Consider the following 14,586-nt stretch of genomic DNA (forward strand, 5'->3'; position numbering starts at 1 on the left):
GGCGGCGGGCGGGGTGGCTGAAGTTTTTTTACGCGGGCGATGAAACGCGGCCTCAGGCGAGGCTCTTGCGCAGCCACTCGGCGAAGGCGGCGCACTCCCAGCGGTCCATGGTCCCCGTGCGCCAGCACAGGTAGTGTGCGTGCGGGCTGGGCACGTTGCGGTCCGACAGGCGTTCCAGGCTGCCGTTCTCCAGCCAGGGCTGCCCCAGCTTCAGCCGCACCAGCGCGACGCCGAGCCCTTGCGCCGCGGCATCGCACATCAGGCCGATGTCGTTGAAGGCGGAGCCTTCCGCCGGCTCCGGCGCGTCGATGCCGTGCGCGAGGAACCAGGTGCGCCAGGGTTCCAGCGGGCTCTTGATCAACTTGGCGCCCAGCAGCTCCTCGGCGCTGTCGAACGGCCCGTGCTCGCGCAGGAAGGCCGGCGAGGCGAGGGGCGTGACTTCGTCGGTCAGCAGGCACAGGTGTTCGACGTCGGCATAGCGACCCGTGCCGAAGCGGATGGTGAGGTCCGCGTCCTCGGCGACGACGTCCAGCAGCGGTATCGAGACCTGCAGCGTGAGGTCCACCTCGGGGTAGGCCTCGATGAAGCCGCGCAGCCGCGGCATGAGCAGGGAGCGCGCGAAGGTGGGCGTGACCGCGACGCGCAGCTTGCGCTTGCCGCCGCCGGCTTCGCGCCCGGGGAAGCGCCCCAGCACCGCGAGGCCTTCGCGCACGTGGGCCAGGTACTCGCTGCCTTCGGTGGTGAGGGAGAAATCGGCGCGCCCGAACAGCTTGGTGCCCAGGATCTGTTCGAGCTGCCGCACGCGGTGGCTCACCGCGCTCGGCGTGACGCAGAGTTCGTCCGCCGCCTGGCTCACGGAGCGCAACCGCGCCAGGGCCTCGAAGGTGACGAGGCACTGGATCGGCGGGATGCGCGGGTTCATGGGGTCACTTGAAGATCACCGTCTTGTGCCCGTTCAGCAGCACGCGGTGCTCGCTGTGCCACTTCACCGCGCGGGCCAGCACCATGCTTTCCGTGTCGCGGCCGGTCGCGGTGAGCGCTTCCACCGTGTAGCTGTGGTCCACGCGCGCGACGTCCTGCTCGATGATCGGGCCTTCGTCGAGGTCCGCCGTCACGTAGTGCGCGGTCGCGCCGATCAGCTTCACCCCGCGGTCGTGCGCCTGGTAGTAGGGCTTGGCGCCCTTGAAGCTGGGAAGGAAGCTGTGGTGGATGTTGATCGCGCGGCCCGAGAGCTTGCGGCACAGGTCGTCGGAGAGGACCTGCATGTAGCGGGCCAGCACCACCAGCTCGGCGCCTTCCGCCTCGATCACCTCGTACTGGCGCGCCTCGGCCTGGGGCTTGGTCGCGGCGGTCACGGGGATGTGGTGGAAGGGGACGTTGTAGCTCGCGGCGAGCTGGTAGAACTCGCGGTGGTTGGAGACGATCGCGCGGATGTCCAGCGGCAGCAGGCCGCTCTTCCAGCGGAACAGCAGGTCGTTGAGGCAGTGGCCTTCCTTGCTGACGAAGATCACCGTCTTCATCGGCTGCGCCGACGCGTGCAGCTTCCAGTCCATCTGGAAACCCTCGGCGAACATCTTCAGCTGCAGCCGCAGGTCGTCGGCCGTGAGCTGCCCGCAGGCGAAGCGCACCCGCATGAAGAACAGGCCGGTGTCGTGGTCGTTGTACTGCGCGGCCTCCTCGATGTTGCCTCCGCGCTCCAGGAGGAAGCCGGAGACGGCGTGGACGATCCCGGGCCGGTCCGGGCACGAAAGGGTGAGGATGTAGGCTTCGGACATATGTTGCGATTGTCGCAGCAGCGCGATTGACGCTGCGCCGTGGGGCTTGGCATCATGGCTCCACAGGAAAAAGGTTGGGGGACTTCATGCTCAGACGCCATTTCGTCGTCGCGCCGGTGCTGGCCGCGCCCGTGCTGCTGCTCCAGGCCCGTGCGCAGGGGCTGGCGGACATCAGTGACTTCGACGCGGGCAAGGGGCTGCGCACGGCCCTGGAGAAGGGCGCCGTCGCCGCCGTGCAGCTGCTCGGGCGACCGGACGGCTTCCTCGGCAATCCGCAGGTGCGCATCCCGCTGCCGCGCGCGATCCAGGACGTCTCGCGGCTGCTGTCCGCCTTCGGCATGCGCAAGCAGCTGGAGGAGCTGGAAGTCTCCATGAACCGCGCGGCCGAAACCGCCGTGCCCATGGCGAAGAACCTGCTGGTCAACGCCGTGAAGAACATCAGCGTGTCCGACGCGAAGCGCATCCTCTCCGGCGGGGACACCTCTGTCACGGAGTTCTTCGCGGACAAGACGCGCCAGCCGCTCACGGGCACCTTCCTGCCGGTGGTGCACCAGGCCACCGCGAAGGTGGGCGTGGTCGAGAAATACGAGCGCATCTCGCAGAAAGCGCAGGGCGTCGGCCTCTACCGGCCCGAGGACCCGACGGTGGACCACTACGTCACCCGCAAGGCGCTCGACGGCCTCTACTTCATGATCGGTGAGGAGGAGAAGAAGATCCGCCGCGACCCGGTCGGCACGGGCAGCGCGCTGCTGGCGAAGGTCTTCGGCGGCCTGCGGTAGCGGGTGCAAAATGGGGGCTCGGTCCCAAGGAGTCCCCATGGCCTACAACGACTTCAACATGGACAGCCACTGGCTGCCCTTCACGCCCAACCGCCACTTCCGCAAGGAACCCCGCGTGTTCGTCGCGGCGGACGGCATGCAGTTCACCACGCACGACGGCCGCCAGGTCATCGACGGCATCTCCAGCCTCTGGTGCGTCGGGGCGGGGCATAACCGCAAGCCCATCAACGAGGCGATCAAGAAGCAGCTGGACACGCTGGACTACGCGACGGCCTTCCAGGCCAGCAACGACCAGGCCTTCCTCGCCGCGGAGAAGATCGCCGCGATGGCGCCCGGTGACCTGAACAAGGTGCTGTTCTGCAACTCGGGCTCCGAGGCCGCGGACACTTCGCTGAAGGTGGCGCTCGCCTACCACCGCGCGCGCGGCGAAGGCCACCGCAACGTCTTCATCGGCCGCGAGAAGGGCTACCACGGCGTCGGCTTCGGCGGCATGAGCGTGGGCGGCATCCCGGCCAACCGCAAGGTGTACGGCACGGCGCTGCTGCCGCGCGTGGACCACCTGCGCTTCATCCACGACCCGGCCAACGCCTGGATCCACAACCAGGAACCCGAGTCGAAGGAGGACTTCCTCCTCGAGCTCGAGAACCGCATCCTCCCGCTGCACGACCCGAGCAACGTGGCGGCGATCATCGTCGAGCCTGTCGCCGGCTCCGCGGGCTGGTACCTGCCGCCCAAGGGCTACCTGAAGCGCCTGCGCGAGATCTGCGACAAGCACGGCATCCTGCTGATCTTCGACGAGGTGATCACGGGCTTCGGCCGCATGGGCACGAACTTCGGCGCGGACTTCTACGGCGTGGTGCCGGACATGCTGAACTTCGCCAAGTGCGTGACCAACGGCGTGATTCCGCTCGGCGGCGTGATCTGCCGCGACAAGATCTACGACCAGATGATGAAGACGGACGCGCCGGAACACATCATCGAGTTCTTCCACGGCTACACCTACTCGGGCCACCCGGTCGCTTGCGCTGCGGCGGTGGCCACGCTGGACCTGTACCAGAAGGAGGGCCTGTTCCCGCGCGCGGCGGAAATGGGCAAGGTGCTGGGCGACGCCTTCCATTCCACGCTGAAGGGGCTGCCGAACGTCGTGGGCATCCGCAGCCTGGGGCTCGCGGCGGCGGTGGAACTCGCGCCGATCGCCGGCACGCCGGGCAAGCGCGCCTACGACATCTTCATCGACTGCTTCAAGAAGGGCGCGCTCGTGCGGCCGGCGGGTGACGTGGTGGTGATCGCGCCGCCGTACATCGTGGAGAAGAGCCATATCGACCAGCTGGTGAACACGCTGGCGGATTCGATCCGGCGCAACGCCTGATCGCGCAGCCGTGCTGGGGTCGCCTGCGGCGAACCCAGCCTACGGAGGGCGCTGGCGGCTCGTAGGCTGGGTTGCGCGACAGCGCACCCCAGCGTCGGGGCGTCACGAGCGGGATGGCATGCCGGCAGGCATCTGCTTCCTGAACTCCTCGCAGTAGTCCTTCCCCGTCTCCTCCGCCGGCAACGGCAGCGACTTCGCGCGCACGGCGCGCGGCAGGTGCCTCGGCACGCCCACGTCCTCCTGCACGTGCCCCGCGCCGGCAAGCAGCACCACCGTCTTGCCGGGCTGCGTCGCCGCGGTGATGGTCTGCGCCATCGCGACGTCCCGCGCGATCTGCACGCGGGTCATCGGCGTGATCTGCGACTCCGGCAGCAGCTCGCAATGCCCGAGGCGCACGGCCTGCTGCTGCGCCTTCAGCGCGGGGCCGGGCAGCAGCTGGTCGAGGCTGCGGTCCTGCATGGCGGCCCGTTGCTGGTCGCGCGGCAGGTTGGCGCCCAGCACCGGCACGCCCGCGCGCACGGCCGCCATGACGGCGGGGCGATAGCGCGGCCAGGGCCAGCCCTGCGCATTCCAGCGCAGCGCCTCCTGGACCTGCGATTCGCTCGCGCTCGCGGGCAAGCCGGCGGTGGTGGTGCCGCGCTCCGCCATCTCGATCGCCACGGCGGCCAGGCGGCCCCGGTCGGCGAGCGAGGCGACCCAGCGTTCGTGCAGGCCGGGATGGGCGCTCGCGTCGTGCTGCTCGCCGATCAGGAGCGCGTCGACGCCGGAGAGTTCGGGGACGGCGGAAGTCGCGCAGCCCGCGAGCAATGCGCAGGCGGCGACGGCAGGATGGAAGCGCATGCGGGGATACTACGCCCCCGATGTCGTTCCCCGTGTTCCTGCGCACCGCCGGCACGCTGTTGCTGGCGCTGGCGGCCGCCTTGCTGTGCGTGTGGCTGCGCACGCCCCTGCCGTGGATGATCGGCCCGCTGCTGGCCACCTCCCTCGTTTCCATCGCCGGTGCGCCCACCCGCAGCTGGCCGCCCTTGCGCAACGCGGCGCAATGGCTGATCGCGACGTCGCTGGGCCTGTACTTCACGCCGCAGGTCACCGCCCTCGTCGCCGGCCTCTGGTGGGCCATCGTGCTGGCCATCGTCTGGGCGCTCGCGCTCGGCTGGGGCTTCGGCCGGTGGCTGCACGCACGGCATGCGCAGCGCATGGGCGGCGGGCCGGGCACGGCCTGGGCCACGACCTACTTCTCGGGCTCGATCGGCGGCGCCTCGGAGATGACGCTGCTGGCGGAACGCGAAGGCGGCCGCAGCGACCTCGTGGCCGCGGCGCACACGGTGCGGCTCGTGATCGTCACGCTCGTGATTCCCTTCGCGTTCCAGTACTCGGGCCTGCACGGCATCGACGCGACCCTGCCCGGCGCCCGCGTGGTGCACTGGGGCGGGCTGGCGCTGCTGGCCGTCCTGACCGCGGCCGGCGGCTGGCTCATGGCGCGCACCGGCCGGGCGAACCCCTGGTTCATGGGGGCCTTGCTGGTGAGCATGGGCATCACCATGGCCGGGCTGGAATGGTCCGCGATGCCGAGGGAGCTGACGAATGCGGCCCAGCTGGTGATCGGCGTCAGCCTGGGAGTGCGCTTCCAGCGCGAGTTCCTGCACGCGGCGCCGCGCTGGCTGCTGGACGTGGCGATCGGGACGGTGGGAATGATCGCGCTGTGCGCCGGCTTAGCGCTCCTGCTCAGCTGGGGAACGCACCTGCATCCCGCCACGCTCGTGCTGGGCACCTCGCCCGGCGGCATTGCCGAGATGGCGATCACGGCCAAGGTCCTGCAGCTCGGCGTTCCGGTCGTCACCGCGTTCCAGGTCTGCCGGCTCGTGGCCGTGCTGGTCCTGGTCGAGCCGCTCTACCGGCGCGTGCGGCCGGCGGGGTAAAAAAAACGCGGCCGAAGCCGCGCGTGGAAAGACCTTGGAGAGAAAAAACCGTCAGTGGATGACCAGGGGGTTCTGCGCCAGCTCGGCGTAGCCGTCCAGGGTGGCCTCCACCTCTTCCTGCGTGGGCGTGTTCAGCTGCCAGGCGTTGATCTGCCGCTGGAACGCGTCCGCCCACGTGCCGTCGAGGTAGACCTCCTTGTTCGACCGCTTGTCCACGATCTCGAAGCCGTGCCGCACGACGTTCGGGTGCTCCTCGCCCTCGGCAGGCTCGTTCGCCTGCAGGTGCACCACGACGAAAGAATCGGAGTCATAAAGCATCTGCATGATCTATTCCTTTTGCCCTTTAGCTGGCTGCATTGGGCTCCGATTCAAGTGTGGCACTCAAAGAGGTTCCCCGCAGGCACCGGCCGGATTGGCCATGGACAGAATTTAGGCGGGGGCGGGCTCAGCGCCTGTCGGTTGAGGACCAGCGCTGGTCGACCCACCCACCGTCCGGGTTTGTCAGACGCAGGCGCACCGGGGCGTAAGCCTGCCCGGGAGCGAGCCACAGTTCCACGCGCTGGTCGTATTCCCCGCGCGGGGGGCGTTCCAGCTTGAGCGCGGCCACCGTTCCTCCCGGCAGCACCAGGTCTTCTTCGCCCGTGACGCGGAACGTCCACGCCTGCGCGTCCCGCGTGGTCGCCGTCGGCAGGACCACTTCCGTGCCCGGCACGAAGCGCGCGGGCTGCGCGGCGGCGAGGAGCGCGAGTTGCAGCACCACCGAGAGGCGGTCCTGCACGCCCGCGACCCAATCGGCCTGCGGCTGGTTGTTGCTGAAGACGATGCGGCCGGTGGCGGGATCGAAGTGGGTGGCCTGCTCGCCCCGCGAGCGGTCGGAGAAGCGCTCGGGCACCAGGCCTTGCGGGCCGATCGCGCCGGTGCTTTGCTGCACGCGTGGGCGCCGGCCCGGCGCGGCGAGCTCCAGACGGGCCTCGTAGCGCTGGCCGTCCTGCCTCCAGTCGAGACGGGCCTCGCCTTGCGAACTGGCACCGCGCGCGCGGATCTCGAGCTCGTAGTGCAGCACGGCGGAGGGCCAGGCGGTGAGCGCGTCGGGCCAGGGCGTCGCGCGAGGCGGCGTGCCTGCAGTCGCGGGCTTCGCGGCAGCAGGCGCCGCCGCGGGACGGGTGCTGCGCGGCGCGGGAGCAGGTCGCACGACGCGCGTGGCCGCGGGCGGCGGCATTGCAGCGGCGGCAACGGAAGGTGGCAGCGCGGGTGGCGCCAGCGTGCGGGTCGCGAACGGCATCCCCGCGGTGCGCTCGGGCGCGAGCACCGGCGCACGCGGTCGCAGCACGAGCAGGTGCACGGCCAGCACGGCGACGGTGAGCAGCGCCAGCTGCTTCCGCCGTCCGTGCCGGCCCAGGATCATGTTCTATGCCCCAGGTCGCTCGAGAGCTGCGCCGCCGCGCGCCGCAGCGGCCCTTCGACCGCGCCTCCCCATTCGGGATCGAAGGTGCCCGACGGGCCCAGCGCCACGATGCCGAGGGCCATGTGCCCGTCGGCATCGAACACGGGCACGCAGAAACCGACGATGCCGGGCAGCAGCGTGTCGACGACGCGGGACGCGCCGCGCTGGCGCACCTTGTCCAGCAGCGCCCGCGCTTCCGCCATCGTGCCCGGCACGTCGGTGCGACCCTGCTTCTGCGCGCGCGCCATCTCCTCCTTGAGCATGGCCGCGATCGCCTCCTTGGGGGCGTAGGCGGCGAAGCAGAGGCCGGTGGCGGACGTGAGCAGGGGCATCACGTCCCCCAAACGCAGGTTCACCGTGACGGCCGACGGGGATTCCTCCCAGTGCACGATGGTCGGTCCGTGGTTGCCCCAAACGGCCAGCGCGAGCGTGTGGCCGACCTCCTCCATCAGGCGCGCCACGCGCTCGCGCGCCAGCTTCACGGCATCGAGCCGCTCCAGCGAGGCCAGCCCGAGCTTCAGCGCCGCGGGCCCAAGGTCGTAGCGCGTCGTGGCGGCGTCCTGCACCACGAGCTGCAGGCGCTGGAAGCTCACGAGGTAGCGGTGGGCCTTGGCGGCGCTCATGTTGGCGGCGCGCGCGAGGTCGCGCAGCATCAGCGGCCCTTCCGCCTCGCCGAGCACCTGCAGCAGCCCGAAGCCCACTTCGACCGACTGGATTCCGGCCCGCTCCCGTGCGGCGGTCACGCCAGCCACCCGCTAGAATTACGATTAGGTAAATTCATTTCACAATGCGTAATGGTCCGGGCGGACTCTAGCGCATCCGCAAACCGGGGTCCATCGAATGAAATTGGCAACGTACAGGGACGGCTCGCGCGACGGGCAGCTGGTGGTGGTCTCGCGCGACCTGCAGTCGGCGCATTATGCGACCGGCATCGCGCACAAGCTCCAGCAGGTCCTCGACGACTGGAACTTCCTCGCCCCCCAATTGCAGGACCTCTACGACACGCTGAACGGCGGCAAGGCGCGCCACGCGTTCCCCTTCGATCCGGCGCAGTGCATGGCGCCGCTGCCGCGCGCCTACCAGTGGGCCGACGGCTCGGCGTACCTCAATCACGTGGAGCTGGTGCGCGCCGCGCGCAACGCGGAAGTGCCGAAGACCTTCTACGAAGACCCGCTCATGTACCAGGGCGGCAGCGACGACTTCCTCGGCCCGCAGGAGGACGCGCGTTTCCTCAGCGAGGAGTGGGGCATCGACTTCGAGGCGGAAGTGGCCGTGGTGACGGGCGACGTGCCCATGGGCGCCGGCCCCGAGCAGGCGCTCGACGGCGTGCGCCTGCTGATGATCGCCAACGACTGGAGCCTGCGCAACCTGATCCCCAACGAACTCGCCAAGGGCTTCGGCTTCTTCCAGAGCAAGCCCGCGACGGCGTTCAGCCCGGTCGCGGTCACGCCCGACGAACTGGGCGACGCGTGGGAGGGCGGCCGCATCCAGCTGGTGCTGCAAAGCGCCTGGAACGGCCGCAAGGTCGGCATGTGCGACGCCGGCCCCGACATGACCTTCCACTTCGGCCAGCTGATCTCGCACATCTGCAAGACGCGCAACGTGCGCGCCGGCACCATCGTGGGTTCCGGCACGGTGAGCAACAAGGGCGTGATCGACGCCAAGGGCCGCACCGAATGGCCCAAGGGCTACAGCTGCATCGCGGAGAAGCGCGCGATCGAGACCATCCAGGACGGCAAGCCGTCGACGGAGTTCATGCGCTTCGGCGACACGATCCGCATCGAGATGAAGGGCAAGGACGGCCAGAGCGTGTTCGGCGCGATCGAGCAGCGCGTGGTCGGTCCCGCCCAGCCGGCGTAGGCCGCGCCTCATCCGGCAGGAGAACGCAGAGGTCGCAGAGGTTGCGCAGAGGTCGCAGAGAAATTCTTCAGGGTGTTCTCTGCGACCTCTGCGTACCTTTGCGACCTCTGCGTTCAGAGTGACTCGCGCGACACCATTTTTCTAAAGCACCACCAACACACCATGCAACGGAGACACTTCCTCGCCGCGGGCGCCGCGGCGATCGCCACGCCTTGGTCCGCGCTCGCGCAGTCCTGGCCGGACCAGCCGGTCCGCTGGGTCGTGCCCTACCCGGCCGGCGGCGGCACCGACGTCATCGCCCGCGCGCTCGCGGAAGCCCTGCGCCCCTCGCTCGGCCAGCAGGTCGTCGTCGACAACCGCCCGGGCGCGGCCACCAACATCGGCGGCGACCTCGTCGCGCACGCGAAGCCGGACGGCTACACCGTGCTGTCGGCGGACAACGCGATCCTCGCCTTCAACGAGCACCTGTTCGGCAAGCTGCCTTTCAGCCCCGAGAAGGACTTCAGCTATCTCGGCGCGATCGGCCGCTTCCCGCTCGCGCTGGTGGTGCACCCGTCCTTCCCCGCGAAGACGGTGCAGGAGTTCATCGCCTACGCGAAGGCGAATCCCGGCAAGGTGAACTACGGTTCGCCCGGCAACGGCTCGCCGCACCACCTGGCGATGGAGCTGTTCAAGAACCGCACCGGCACCTTCATCACCCACATCCCCTACCGCGGCATGGCGCCCGCGCTGCAGGACGTGATGGGCGGGCAGGTTCCGTGCATGTTCCTCGACCTCGCCGGCGGCCTCTCCGTGATGCAGTCGGGCAAGGTGCGGGTGCTCGCCATCGGCTCGGCGCAGCGCGCGCCGGCGCTGCCCAACGTGCCGACGCTGGCCGAGTCCGGCGTGCGCGACACCGAAGTCTTCGCCTTCCAGGGCGTGCTCGGTCCCGCGGGGCTGCCCGAGGCGATCGTGAGCCGCTTCAACGGCGAGTTGAACAAGGCGCTGGCCAGCCCCGACGTGCGCAAGCGCGCCGCGGACTTCGGCATGGAGGTGCTTCCCGGCACGCCCGCGCAGTTCAAGGCGATGGCGCGCGCCGAGGCGAAGCGCTGGGGACCGATCATCCAGGCGGCCGGCGTCAAGCTGGATTGATCCCGCCGGCGGGCCTTGGACTTTCGTCCAATGCGCCCGCCGCCCCGGTGCCGGAAGAATGCGGGGGCATGAGCACCCAGGTCTGCGTGGTCCGCCCCCCCGATTTCCTGCGCGTCCGCACCGACGGCCAGGTGGACCTCGACGCGGGCAAGGAACTGCTGGCGCGGGTCGCCGCCGCCGCGGGGAGGCTGGAGCGCTACGAGGTGCTCATCGACATCCGCGACGCCGTCGGGCGGCTCAGCCCCGACGAACTGCACGAACTCGCCGGCAGCCTGATCACGTTCCGGAGCACCTTCCTGCACCGCACCGCCGTGCTGTGCCCGCGCGAGCGCTTCGACAACGCGCGCTTCTTCTCCCTGCTGGCCGCGAGCTACGGCTTCTCCCGGATCCGGGCCTTCCTCGATTTCGAGGCGGCGATCGACTGGCTGATGGAGCCGGAACAGCCCTGATCCCCGCATACTGGCGGCCGATGGAGACCGCCGCCCCACGACGCTGGGCCTGGCTGCCCGCGCAGGGCAGCTGGGCGTACCACTGCCTCCTCGCCGCGACCGGCATGCTCGTGCTGGGGCCGCTCGCCGGCGTGACGGCGGCGTACATGAACTTCTCGCTCGGCGTGTTCGTCGGCGGCCAGGTGCTGGCGGGCCTGCTCGGGTCCGCCGTGACTGCCGGCTACGGCGCGGCCGGGCGCCACGGGGCCAACTACATCCAGACCGCCGCCGCCTCCGTGGCGAGCATGAGCGCCATGGGGGTCCTGCTGCAGGCGATGGTGTGGATGGGGCTGCCGCAGCCGCCCGCCTGGAAGCTGGTTGCCTACTTCGCCTGCATCGGCATGTTCGGCGTCGGCGTGGGCATGCTGTACACGCCGGTGCTGGTGGACCGCCTGCAGCTCGCGTTTCCCTCGGGGCTGGCCGTGGCCAACATCCTGCGCGCGCTGACGGACCCCGTCCTGCTGCGCCGCTCGCTGGGGCGGCTGGGCGGCGGCGTGGCCGCGGGGCTCGCGACGGGGCTCGCCGCGAACCGCTTCGCCTGGCTCGCCAACATCCACTTCTCCGCGTCGACGCTCGGCGCCGGCCTCGTGGTCGGGCCGCGCATCGGCACGGCGGCCATCGTCGGGGGCCTCCTCGGCTGGGTCCTGCAGCCCTTCTTCGTGCGCATCGGCTGGCTCGAGCCCGGCGATCCCTTCCGGAAGATCACCTTCCTGATCGCGCTCGGCCTGATCATGGGTGCGGCGGCCGTGGACCTGGCGCTGATCTTCCGGCGCTCGCTGCCGGGTGCGCGCGCCCGCGCGGCGCAGCAGCCCGCGACGAACGACTGGCGCCGCGTGCATCGTGGCCGGCTGCTCGCCTGGGTGGTGGCGTGGGCGGCAGGGACCGTCGCCGCCGGCCACTTCCTGCTCGGGCAGCCCTTGCCCTTCCAGCTCCTGGCGATCGCGCTCGTGTTCCTGTTCGCGATGGTCAACGGCATCTCCGTCGGCATCAGCGACTCCAACCCGATCTCGTCGGCCTTCGTCGTGTCCGTCGTGGTGATGGCGCTGATGGGGCTCACGGACCCCGCGGTGGGGCTCATGGCGGGCGCGGTGCTGCTCGTGTCGACCAGCGTGGCGTGCGACATGCAGCAGGACCGGTCCACCGGCTGGCGCCTCGGCACGCCTCGCGTCCTGCAGTTCCGCTACCAGGTGCTGGGCATCCTGGTCGGCGCCGTGCTCGCCGTGGTGTTCGCGCGCCTGTTCATGGCGGCCTACCCCGTGCTGCTGCAGGACCAGACGGTGCTCAAGGCGGGCGAGCAGCCGGCGGAGTGGACCTCCGCGATGACCTACAAGTTCGTGGGCGTGCTGCGCAGCCTCACCGACGACAAGCCGTACCAGCGCACGGCGATCCTCGTCGGCGTGGCGCTCGGCCTCGTGATCGAACTCGCGCGCAAGCGCTGGAAGCCGCGCAGCTTCCTCGTCGACGCGATCCTGCTTCCCTCTCCGTATGCGGTGTCCTTCGGCGGGTTCCTGCCGCTGCAGGCCTCGGCCTGGTTCGGCGCCGGCGGCATCCTCGCCGGGCTGGTGCAGGCGCGCGCGCCGCAGCGCCGCGACCTGCCCGCGGACATGAGCGGCACGTCGCTCTTCGGCGGCGGCCTGATCGCGGGCGACGCGCTCGCGGCGCTCGCGATCGGGGCCGCCGGCCTGCTGGCGACCGTCTTCTGAATCAGCCGGGGATCAGCACGTGGTCCACGACGTGGATCACGCCGTTGGACTGGTAGACGTCGCCGGTCGTGACCACCGAGGTGCCGCCCTTCGCGTCGTGGATCACGATGTCCCGGCCGCGCATCATGGCCGTCAGCGTGCCGCCGCTCGCCGTCTTCAGCATGGCCTGGCCGCCGCCCGCGCGGATCTGCTCCGCGAGGGCCTTCGCGTCGATCCGGCCCGGCACCACGTGGTAGGTCAGCACCTGCGTCAGCATGGCCCTGTTCTCCGGCTTCAGCAGCGTGTCCACCGTGCCGGCCGGCAGCATGGAGAAGGCGGTGTTGGTCGGCGCGAAGACGGTGAAGGGGCCCGCGCCCTGCAGCGTGTCCACCAGCCCGGCGGCCTTCACCGCCGCGACCAGGGTGGTGTGGTCCTTCGAGTTCACGGCGTTGGCGACGATGTCCTTCGTCGGGTACATGGTCGCGCCGCCGACCATCTTCGTGCCCATCGCGCCCATGCTCGCGGTGGAGCCGGCGGCGGAAGCGTTCTGGTCGATCATGACGCCGTGGCCGTAGCCTTCGGCGAGGGCGGTGCCGGCGAAGGCGGCAAGGATGGTGGCGGCGCAAGCGGCCGCGAGATGACGTTGGCGTTGCATGGTGCTCTCCTGTGGGGTTGGCGAGGGGCCGTTGCGGCCCGCTCACCCGCCTTTACGCGGGAGCAGCGCGGATGGATTCAGAGCCGCAGCCAGGACGTGCCTTTTTCCTCGGCCCGTGCCTCGGCGAGCGCGCCCAGGAAGCTCTCGCACCACCAGTGCACGTCGTACTGCCGCACGCTGCGCATGAGCGCCTGGTGCCGCTCGCGCCGCTCCTCCAGCGGCATCTGCAGCGCGAGCAGGATGGCCGTCGCCGTGCCTTCCGTGTCGTAGGGATTCACCAGCAGCGCTTCCTTCAGCTGCTCCGCCGCGCCGGCGAAGCGCGAGAGCACCAGCACGCCGGGGTCTTCCTCGTCCTGCGCGGCAAGGAACTCCTTGGCCACGAGGTTCATGCCGTCACGCAGCGGCGTGACGAGCGCGACGCGGCTCGCCTTGTACAGGCCCGGCAGGCGCGCGCGCGGCACGGTGCGGTGGATGTAGCGCACCGGCATCCAGTCCAGCTCGCCGAAGTTGCCGTTGATGGAGCCGCACAGGCTTTCCAGCTCGTGCAGGATGTCCGTGTAGGCCTCGACGTTCTCGCGGCTGGGCGAGGCGATCTGGATCAGCGTGGCGCTGGAGCGCAGCTCCGGGTTCTTGGCGAGGAATTCGCGGAAGGCGCGCATGCGCTGCGGCAGGCCCTTCGAGTAGTCCAGGCGGTCGACGCCCACGAGGAGCTTGCGGCGGTAGTACTCGCGCTTCATGCGCTCGTACATGTCCGTCGCCTCGGCGCCGGCGGCGAGCTGCTCGAACTCCTGAACGTCGATGCCGATCGGGAAGGCGCCGGCATGCACGGTGCGGCCGAACGCGCGCCAGCGCTGGTCCTCCAGCCTCTGCGCGTGCGCTTCCGACTCCACGTAGCGGGCGAAGTGGTCGAGGTCCGACTCGCTCTGGAAGCCGACGAGGTCGTACGCGAACAGGGCGCGGATCAGCCAGTCGTGGCCCGGGATCGCGGCGAGCATCAGCGGCGGCGGCAGCGGGATGTGCAGGAAGAAGCCGATGCGCTGCGTGCAGCCCAGCGCGCGCAGTTCGGCCGCGAGCGGGATCAGGTGGTAGTCGTGCACCCAGATCACGTCGTCCTCGCGCAGCAGCGGCAGCAGCTTGCGCGCGAAGAGCTGGTTCACGCGCCGGTAGCCGGCGATGTAGCCCGCGTCGAAGTCGGCGAGGTCCAGCCGGTAGTGGAACACCGGCCAGAGCACGCCGTTGGAGTAGCCGAGGTAGAAGGCGTCGTGGTCCGCCTTCGAGAGGTCCACCATCGCCAGCTTGACCGGGCCGGCGTGCTCCAGGTGCACGTCGTCGACCTCGCTGTGGTCGACGATCTTGCCGCTCCAGCCGAACCACATCCCGCCGGTGTTGTTCAACACCTCCGCGAGCGCCACCGCCAGGCCCCCGGCCGCCGTCTTGCGCGGGTCCGCGATGCGGTTGGAGACGACGACCAGGCGGCCCAAGGG

General features: G+C 70.2%; 15 protein-coding genes. 7 read left to right on the forward strand and 8 right to left on the reverse strand.

Features of this window, described 5'->3' with window-relative positions:
• Window positions 1-52: 52 nt before the first annotated feature.
• Window positions 53-922, reverse strand: a complete 870-nt coding sequence (locus tag H8N03_RS07850; RefSeq protein ID WP_187075599.1) for a LysR substrate-binding domain-containing protein — start codon at window positions 920-922, stop codon at window positions 53-55.
• A 4-nt stretch (window positions 923-926) separates the two neighbouring features.
• On the reverse strand, window positions 927-1,775 hold the full coding sequence (purU, locus tag H8N03_RS07855; RefSeq protein ID WP_187075600.1) for a formyltetrahydrofolate deformylase: 849 nt from the start codon (window positions 1,773-1,775) through the stop codon (window positions 927-929).
• 86 nt (window positions 1,776-1,861) lie between these two features.
• Here purU and H8N03_RS07860 point away from each other — a divergent pair, with 86 nt between their 5' ends.
• Together H8N03_RS07860 and aptA are read left to right on the forward strand one after the other, a co-directional pair.
• Entirely contained in the window at window positions 1,862-2,554 is a 693-nt protein-coding gene (locus H8N03_RS07860) for a DUF4197 domain-containing protein (protein ID WP_187075601.1), read from the forward strand.
• A gap of 37 nt (window positions 2,555-2,591) precedes the next feature.
• Entirely contained in the window at window positions 2,592-3,923 is a 1,332-nt protein-coding gene (gene aptA, locus H8N03_RS07865; protein ID WP_187075602.1) for an omega-aminotransferase AptA, read from the forward strand.
• A 102-nt stretch (window positions 3,924-4,025) separates the two neighbouring features.
• Here the strand turns inward: aptA and H8N03_RS07870 are convergent, their stop codons facing one another.
• Window positions 4,026-4,763: a ChaN family lipoprotein gene (locus H8N03_RS07870; protein WP_187075603.1), complete on the reverse strand. Its 738-nt coding sequence runs from the start codon at window positions 4,761-4,763 to the stop codon at window positions 4,026-4,028.
• Between the two features lie 20 nt (window positions 4,764-4,783).
• On the opposite strand from H8N03_RS07870, the gene H8N03_RS07875 reads away from it, so the two are divergent.
• Window positions 4,784-5,842 (forward strand): AbrB family transcriptional regulator, encoded by a 1,059-nt coding sequence (locus H8N03_RS07875; RefSeq protein ID WP_187075604.1) that lies wholly within the window; start codon window positions 4,784-4,786, stop codon window positions 5,840-5,842.
• A gap of 51 nt (window positions 5,843-5,893) precedes the next feature.
• On the opposite strand, the gene H8N03_RS07880 is transcribed toward H8N03_RS07875, so the two are convergent.
• From H8N03_RS07880 to H8N03_RS07890, 3 genes are all read right to left on the reverse strand, one after another.
• Window positions 5,894-6,166 (reverse strand): BTH_I0359 family protein, encoded by a 273-nt coding sequence (locus H8N03_RS07880; RefSeq protein WP_187075605.1) that lies wholly within the window; start codon window positions 6,164-6,166, stop codon window positions 5,894-5,896.
• Between the two features lie 121 nt (window positions 6,167-6,287).
• Complete coding sequence (locus H8N03_RS07885; protein ID WP_187075606.1) at window positions 6,288-7,247, reverse strand: DUF3108 domain-containing protein; 960 nt, start codon at window positions 7,245-7,247, stop codon at window positions 6,288-6,290.
• Window positions 7,244-8,029 (reverse strand): IclR family transcriptional regulator, encoded by a 786-nt coding sequence (locus H8N03_RS07890; RefSeq protein WP_187075607.1) that lies wholly within the window; start codon window positions 8,027-8,029, stop codon window positions 7,244-7,246. Before H8N03_RS07890 ends, H8N03_RS07885 begins: the two co-directional genes overlap by 4 nt.
• Window positions 8,030-8,126: 97 nt before the next feature.
• Between H8N03_RS07890 and H8N03_RS07895 the strand changes: the two genes are divergently transcribed.
• The 4 genes from H8N03_RS07895 to H8N03_RS07910 all read left to right on the forward strand — a co-directional run bounded on the left by H8N03_RS07895 (window position 8,127) and on the right by H8N03_RS07910 (window position 12,468).
• Window positions 8,127-9,146 carry a fumarylacetoacetate hydrolase family protein gene (locus H8N03_RS07895; RefSeq protein WP_187075608.1) on the forward strand — a complete coding sequence of 340 codons (1,020 nt, stop codon included), beginning with the start codon at window positions 8,127-8,129 and terminating at the stop codon, window positions 9,144-9,146.
• A 162-nt stretch (window positions 9,147-9,308) separates the two neighbouring features.
• Complete coding sequence (locus H8N03_RS07900) at window positions 9,309-10,277, forward strand: Bug family tripartite tricarboxylate transporter substrate binding protein (protein ID WP_187075609.1); 969 nt, start codon at window positions 9,309-9,311, stop codon at window positions 10,275-10,277.
• Window positions 10,278-10,345: 68 nt separating this feature from the next.
• Window positions 10,346-10,726 (forward strand): hypothetical protein, encoded by a 381-nt coding sequence (locus H8N03_RS07905; protein ID WP_187075610.1) that lies wholly within the window; start codon window positions 10,346-10,348, stop codon window positions 10,724-10,726.
• A gap of 20 nt (window positions 10,727-10,746) precedes the next feature.
• Window positions 10,747-12,468: an OPT/YSL family transporter gene (locus H8N03_RS07910; RefSeq protein WP_255428110.1), complete on the forward strand. Its 1,722-nt coding sequence runs from the start codon at window positions 10,747-10,749 to the stop codon at window positions 12,466-12,468.
• 1 nt (window position 12,469) lies between these two features.
• Here the strand turns inward: H8N03_RS07910 and H8N03_RS07915 are convergent, their stop codons facing one another.
• Entirely contained in the window at window positions 12,470-13,006 is a 537-nt protein-coding gene (locus H8N03_RS07915; RefSeq protein WP_187075772.1) for a fasciclin domain-containing protein, read from the reverse strand.
• A 173-nt stretch (window positions 13,007-13,179) separates the two neighbouring features.
• A complete protein-coding gene (gene otsA / locus H8N03_RS07920) occupies window positions 13,180-14,583 on the reverse strand; it encodes an alpha,alpha-trehalose-phosphate synthase (UDP-forming) (protein ID WP_187075611.1) in 1,404 nt (467 codons plus the stop codon).
• Window positions 14,584-14,586: the final 3 nt, after the last annotated feature.

It is taken from the genome of Ramlibacter cellulosilyticus (genome assembly GCF_014297465.1).
GTDB lineage: Bacteria > Pseudomonadota > Gammaproteobacteria > Burkholderiales > Burkholderiaceae_C > Ramlibacter > Ramlibacter cellulosilyticus.